General features: G+C 75.0%; 7 protein-coding genes. 2 read left to right on the top strand and 5 right to left on the bottom strand.

Features of this window, described 5'->3' with window-relative positions:
* On the top strand, positions 1–1445 hold a 1445-nt coding region (locus ABD160_RS32420; RefSeq protein WP_425563702.1), incomplete at its 5' end, for a DEAD/DEAH box helicase.
* A 48-nt stretch (positions 1446–1493) separates the two neighbouring features.
* Here ABD160_RS32420 and ABD160_RS32415 read toward each other — a convergent pair.
* The 3 genes from ABD160_RS32415 to ABD160_RS32405 all read right to left on the bottom strand — a co-directional run bounded on the left by ABD160_RS32415 (position 1494) and on the right by ABD160_RS32405 (position 3301).
* Positions 1494–1937, bottom strand: a complete 444-nt coding sequence (locus ABD160_RS32415) for a LapA family protein (protein ID WP_344030301.1) — start codon at positions 1935–1937, stop codon at positions 1494–1496.
* A 136-nt stretch (positions 1938–2073) separates the two neighbouring features.
* Positions 2074–2832, bottom strand: a complete 759-nt coding sequence (locus ABD160_RS32410) for an SDR family NAD(P)-dependent oxidoreductase (protein ID WP_344030298.1) — start codon at positions 2830–2832, stop codon at positions 2074–2076.
* A 1-nt stretch (position 2833) separates the two neighbouring features.
* Entirely contained in the window at positions 2834–3301 is a 468-nt protein-coding gene (locus ABD160_RS32405; protein WP_344030295.1) for a GNAT family N-acetyltransferase, read from the bottom strand.
* 53 nt (positions 3302–3354) lie between these two features.
* On the opposite strand from ABD160_RS32405, the gene ABD160_RS32400 reads away from it, so the two are divergent.
* Complete coding sequence (locus ABD160_RS32400) at positions 3355–4746, top strand: mycothione reductase (protein WP_344030292.1); 1392 nt, start codon at positions 3355–3357, stop codon at positions 4744–4746.
* Positions 4747–4765: 19 nt separating this feature from the next.
* Here ABD160_RS32400 and ABD160_RS32395 read toward each other — a convergent pair whose 3' ends face one another.
* The gene (locus ABD160_RS32395) at positions 4766–5194 is read right to left on the bottom strand and encodes a type II toxin-antitoxin system VapC family toxin (protein ID WP_344030309.1); all 429 of its coding nucleotides are present in this window, start codon (positions 5192–5194) and stop codon (positions 4766–4768) included.
* On the bottom strand, positions 5191–6000 hold the full coding sequence (locus ABD160_RS32390; RefSeq protein WP_344030289.1) for a lysophospholipid acyltransferase family protein: 810 nt from the start codon (positions 5998–6000) through the stop codon (positions 5191–5193). The genes ABD160_RS32395 and ABD160_RS32390 overlap by 4 nt, the downstream gene beginning before the upstream one ends.

Below are 6000 nucleotides of genomic sequence, written 5' to 3'. Positions count from 1 at the left end.
GCGGCCGCCGCACCGACGCCGAGCACCCGCGCGCCGCGCACGGCCCCCGCACCGAGGGCAACCGCGGCGGCGACGCACCGGCCCGGGCCGGCCGGCCGAACCGGCGGCGCCGCGGCAAGGGCTCCGGCGCGCCACAGCAGTCCCGCGGGCCGGCCGCCCCGGCGAGCACCACCGGCACCGCGGACGTCCAGTGGACGGCCCCCGAGTCGGGCATGCCGTCGTTCGCCGAGCTCGGTCTGCCCGAGTCCCTGGTGAAGGCGCTGGCCGCCGAGGGTTTCACCGCACCGTTCCCGGTGCAGGCGGCCACCCTGCCGGACACCCTGGCCGGGCGCGACCTGCTCGGCCGCGGCCAGACCGGCTCCGGCAAGACGCTCGCGTTCGGGCTGGCGCTGCTCGCCCGGCTGACCGGTGAGCGGGCCCGCTCGCGGGCCCCGCTCGGGCTGGTCCTGGTGCCGACCCGCGAGCTGGCCGCCCAGGTGGTCGACGTCCTGACCCCGCTGGCCGGGCCGGCGAACCTGCGGCTCGCCACGATCGTCGGCGGGCTGTCGATGTCCAAGCAGGTCGCCGAGCTGCGGCGCGGGGTCGATCTGCTGGTCGCCACCCCGGGCCGGCTCACCGACCATCTCCAGCAGGGCACCTGCGACCTGTCCGAGGTCACCGTCACCGCGCTCGACGAGGCGGACCGGATGGCCGACATGGGCTTCCTGCCGCAGGTCCGCTCGATCCTGGACCGCACCCCGTCCGACGGCCAGCGGCTGCTGTTCTCCGCGACCCTGGACGGCGACGTCGATGCGCTCGTCCGCCGCTACCTGACCGACCCGGTGACCCGCTCGGTCGCCCCGGCGACGGCGAGCGTCGACACGATGGAGCACCACGTGCTCGTCGTCGGTCCGGACGACCGGGCCCGGGTGATCGCCGAGATCGCCGCCCGGGAGGGCCGGACGATCCTGTTCGTGCGCACCAAGCACGGCGCCGACCGGATGGTGCGGGTGCTGCGCCGCCAGGGGGTCGCCGCCGGGCCGCTGCACGGCGGGCGCTCGCAGAACCAGCGCAACCGGGCGCTCGACGACTTCCGCTCCGGTGAGGTGCCGGTGCTGGTCGCCACCGACGTCGCCGCCCGCGGCATCCACATCGACGACGTCGGCCTGGTCGTGCACGTCGACCCGCCGGCCGACCCGAAGGCGTACCTGCACCGCGCCGGGCGCACCGCGCGGGCCGGCGAGGACGGCGTGGTCGTCACGCTGGCGACGCCGGAGCAGAAGGCCGAGGTCGACACCCTCACCCGGCAGGCCGGGGTGAAGCCCGAGGTGGCCCGGGTCGGGCCGGGGCATCCGGACCTGGTCCGGGTCACCGGGTCGCGGGAGCCGTCCGGCGAGCCGATCCCGACCCCGCGCAGCCAGCAGCCCGCACCGGCCAAGGGCCGCGGGCGCGGCCGTCGGCGCTGACACCCGGCCGGCGGACGATCGCCGGTGCCGCCGGGGCGGCCCGGGAGCCTAGTGCTTCCGGGCCTCCCGGCGGAGCTGCAGGATCCGCCCGGTCCCCGGGACCGCGACCAGCAGGATCCCGGCGATCGCCGCGAACAGCAGCGCCACCCCGGTCGGCAGGGTGCCGCTCAGCCACAGGAAGTTGATCACCACCGGCGTCGTGTTCTGCACGATGAAGATCAGCAGGAAGATCAGCACGACGGCGGAGAGGATCAGCGCCGCCCACAGCCCGCCGGTGCGGCTGTGCGGGATGGAGCGGCGCACCGTCGTGCTGTCGTCGCCGGCGGGCTGCGATCCGTCGGTGGGCACCGCGACCGTCGGTTGCTCGGACGGCTCCAGCTCGGTCGACGGCTCCGGGACCCGCAGCGCGGGATGCGTCGCCGGGTCCGCGGTGGGGTCCTCCGGCCCGACCCGGCCCCACGCGGGCCGCTCGCCCCGTCGCTCGTCGCTCATCCGAACTCCGCCCCTCCCGGTCGTGGTCACGCGGGAGTATCGCGCACGACGCACCGGCGCCGGTGCCGACGCGCGAGCATGATCGCGACCCGATCCGGCGGTGCGGCCGTTCGGGGCAGCGGCGGTCCCGGGTCGCTCAGCCCGCCGGACGCGGCCGGAGCCGGAGGTCCTGCATCCCGCCGTCGACGGCGAGCGCGGTCCCCGCGGTCGATCCCGAGCGCGGGGAGGCCAGGTAGGCGACCGCGCCGGCCACCTCGTCGGCGGTGACCAGCCTGCCGTGCGGCTGGCGGGCCTCCAGCGCGGCCCGCTCGGCGGCCGGGTCCTCGGCGGCGGCCAGCAGCCTGCCGATCCACGGGGTGTCGGCGGTGCCGGGATCGACGCAGTTCACCCGGATCCCCTCGCCGAGGTGGTCGGCGGCCATCGCCCGGGTGAGCGCCAGCACCGCGCCCTTGCTGGCGCTGTAGAGCGCGCGCTGCGGCAGGCCGGCGGTCGCCGCGATCGACGAGGTGTTCACCACCGCGGCCGCCGGTGACCGGCGCAGCGCGGGCAGCGCGGCGCGGGTGGTGCGCACGACGCCGAGCAGGTTGACGTCCAGGACCCGCAGCCACTCGTCGTCCGGGTTGTCGGCGACGGTGCCCTGCGCGCCGATCCCGGCGTTGTTCACCAGCACGTCGAGCCGGCCCCACCGGTCGACGACGGCGTCGACGGCGCGGCGCACCGAGCCGTCGTCGGTGACGTCGGCGGCGAACCCCACGGTCCCCGCGGGGACCTCGCCGACGTCCAGGTCGAGCACCGCCACCCGGGCGCCGTCGGCGGTGAGCCGCCGGGCCACGGCGGCCCCGATCCCGGACGCGCCGCCGGTCACCAGGGCCACCAGGCCGTCGAACTCGCCCACCTCAGGCCCGCGACCGGGCCATCGGGACGTGCGGGATCCCGTCCTCGACGAACGGCTCCCCCGCGACCTCGAACCCGTGCCGCCGGTAGAAGGCGGTCTGCGCCTGCTGGGCGTCGAGCACGCAGTGCCCGTCGCCGACCTCGGCCAGCGCGGCGTCCATCAGCCGGTGCCCGAGGCCGCGGCCGCGGGCGTCGGACCGGGTGCAGACCCGCCCGATCCGGTAGCCGCCGCCAGGCTCCTTCAGCAGTCGGAGGGTGGCGAGGATCTCGACGTCGTCGCCGCGCTCGGCGGCCAGCCAGTAGTGCCGGGTCCGCGGTTCCAGATCGCGGCCGTCGAGCTCCTGGTAGGGGCATTCCTGCTCGACGACGAACACCTCGGTGCGCAGCGCGAGCAGCGCGTAGAGGGTGCCGGTGTCGAGATCGGGCGCCCAGCTGCGGCGCACCGTGGCGCCCGGGGTGTGCACGGTCACCGCCCCTGGGTACCAGACCGCGGAGCCGCCACGGAAGCGGTTAGCCTCGCGGTGTGTCCCACCACGATCTGGTCGTCATCGGCACCGGCTCCGGCAACACCTTCCTGGACGAGCGGTTCGCCGGGCTGGACGTGGCGCTGGTCGAGCACGGGGTGTTCGGCGGCACCTGCCTCAACGTCGGCTGCATCCCGACCAAGATGTACGTCTACGCCGCCGACGTCGCCGAGACCGTCCGGCACGCGCACACCTACGGCGTCGACGCGAGCATCGACAAGATCCGCTGGACCGACATCCGGGACCGGGTGTTCGGCCGGATCGACCCGATCTCCGCCGGCGGCCGCGAGTACCGGGTCGAGCGCAGCCCGAACGTCACCGTGTACTTCGGGCACGCCCGGTTCACCGGGGAGCGCGAGCTCGCCGTCGACCGGACCGACGGCTCCGGCACCGAGGTCGTCACCGCCGACCGGGTGGTGATCGCCGCCGGCTCCCGGCCCAGCATCCCGCCGGTGGTCGCCGCCTCCGGGGTGCCGTTCGAGACCTCGGACACCGTGATGCGGATCGACGCCGTCCCGCGCCGGCTCGCGATCCTGGGCAGCGGCTTCATCGGCAGCGAGTTCGCGCACGTGTTCTCCGCGCTCGGCGCCGAGGTCACCGTGATCGCCCGCGGCCCGCGGCTGCTGCGCCATCTCGACGACACGATCTCCGAGCGCTTCACCGAGATCGCCGCCGCCCGCTGGGACGTTCGGCTCGGCCGCCAGGTCACCGCGCTGTCCGGCGACGGGACCGGCGGCGGCGGCGAGGTCACGATCACCCTCGACGACGGCTCGCAGGTCGTCGCCGACACCCTGCTGGTCGCCACCGGGCGGATCCCGAACGGGGACCGGATGGACCTGGACCGGGCCGGGATCACCGTGCACGCCGACGGCCGGGTCGCCGTCGACGAGTTCCAGCGCAGCGTCTCCGCCGAGAACGTGTGGGCGCTCGGCGACGTCAGCTCGCCGCACCAGCTCAAGCACGTCGCCAACCACGAGGCCAAGATCGTCGGGCACAACCTGGGCAACCCGGCCGAGCTGCGCGCGACCAACCACGATCTCGTCCCGTCCGCGGTGTTCACCGAGCCGCAGATCGCCGCCGTCGGGCTCACCGAGTCCGAGGCCCGCGAGCAGGGCCTGGACGTCACGGTGAAGGTGCAGAACTACGGCGACGTCGCCTACGGCTGGGCCATGGAGGACCGCACCGGGCTCTGCAAGATCGTCGCGGAGAAGGGCACCGGGCGGCTGCTCGGCGCGCACATCCTGGGGCCGCAGGCGTCCACCCTGATCCAGCAGCTGATCCAGGCCATGGTGTTCGGGCAGGACGCGCGGGCGCTGGCGACCCAGCAGTACTGGATCCACCCGGCGCTGCCGGAGGTCGTCGAGAACGCCCTGCTCGGCCTGGAGATCTAGCTGTCACCTCCGGCTCGTCTCACTCGACGAGGACGACGTCCATCTCGAGCGCCCGGTAGGTCACGGGTGCTCGGCGGTCGCGGGTCACCAGCGGGACGGACGCACGCAGTGCGCACATCCCGACCGGCGCGTCGTAGACCGCACCACCGGATATCCCGACCTCCGGCAGCCGGGTCATCGGATCGGACGCGGCCTCGCTGTCGAGGAACACCGTGTGCGGGACGTTGTGTGCCAGGAGGACGGAGACGGCTCGGCCGGTCCGACGGGTCGGCGGTGGCAGCCGGGTGAGCACGGAGAAGGTCTCGAACGCGGCGTGCCCGGAGAGCCCCAGTCGACGCCCCTCGACCGCGGCCCGGCACCCGGAGCGCGCCTGATGATCGGCGATACTGAGCGCCACGGCGACGCTGGTGTCGACGAGGAGTTCGGGGTCAGCGTCGGTCGGCGTCAGCTCGCCGCGCGCTCGGCCGGATCCACCGGCTCCCCCGGGGACCCGCCGCGCCCACCCAGCTCCGGGTCGTACGGGGTGGCCGGGCGGGTCTCGTCGCGCATCTGCTCGAGCAGCGTGGTGACCTCGTCCATGATCTTCCTGGTGGCGGCGTCCAGGGTGCTGCGGGTCAGCGGCTTCCCCTCGAACTCCGACAGGTCGACGGGCGGGCCGAGGGCGATGCCGATCCGCTTGCGCGGGCGGAAGCGCGGCCGCCCCTCGGCGGGCAGGAAGTCCTGGGTGCCCCAGTTGGCCATCGGGATCACCGGCGCGCCGGAGCGCAGCGCGATCCGGGCGACGCCGTTCTTGGGCTTCATCGGCCAGCCGTCCGGGTCGGCGGTGTAGGTGCCCTCCGGGTAGACGGCGACGATCTCGCCCCGCTCCAGGGCGTCGATCGCGCCGGCGAACGACTCGGCCGCCCGCTTCGACGCCCGGTACACCGGGATGTGCCCGCCCCCGCCGAGCACCCACTTCACCACCGGCACGCTCCACAGCTCCGACTTCGCCATGAACCGCGGCATCCGGCCGTGCGTGGTGCCGAAGGCGATGTCGAAGATCGGGTCGGAGAACGAGACGTGATTGGCGACCAGCAGCGCGCCGCCGGTCCGCGGCAGGTGCTCGCCGCCCCGCCAGCCCGGCCGGGTGCCCCACAGCACGAACGGCCAGATGACCGCGATCGCCAGGCCGAACCAGAATCCCGACCCGCGCCGCCGGCGGCGCAGCGTCGCCGCGATCCGCTGCCGCACCGTCAGCTCCGGTGGCATGCCCAT

The sequence above is a fragment of the Pseudonocardia kongjuensis genome, assembly GCF_039526905.1.
In the GTDB taxonomy this organism is placed as follows: domain Bacteria; phylum Actinomycetota; class Actinomycetes; order Mycobacteriales; family Pseudonocardiaceae; genus Pseudonocardia; species Pseudonocardia kongjuensis.
This window is presented reverse-complemented; position numbering and strand designations above follow the sequence as displayed.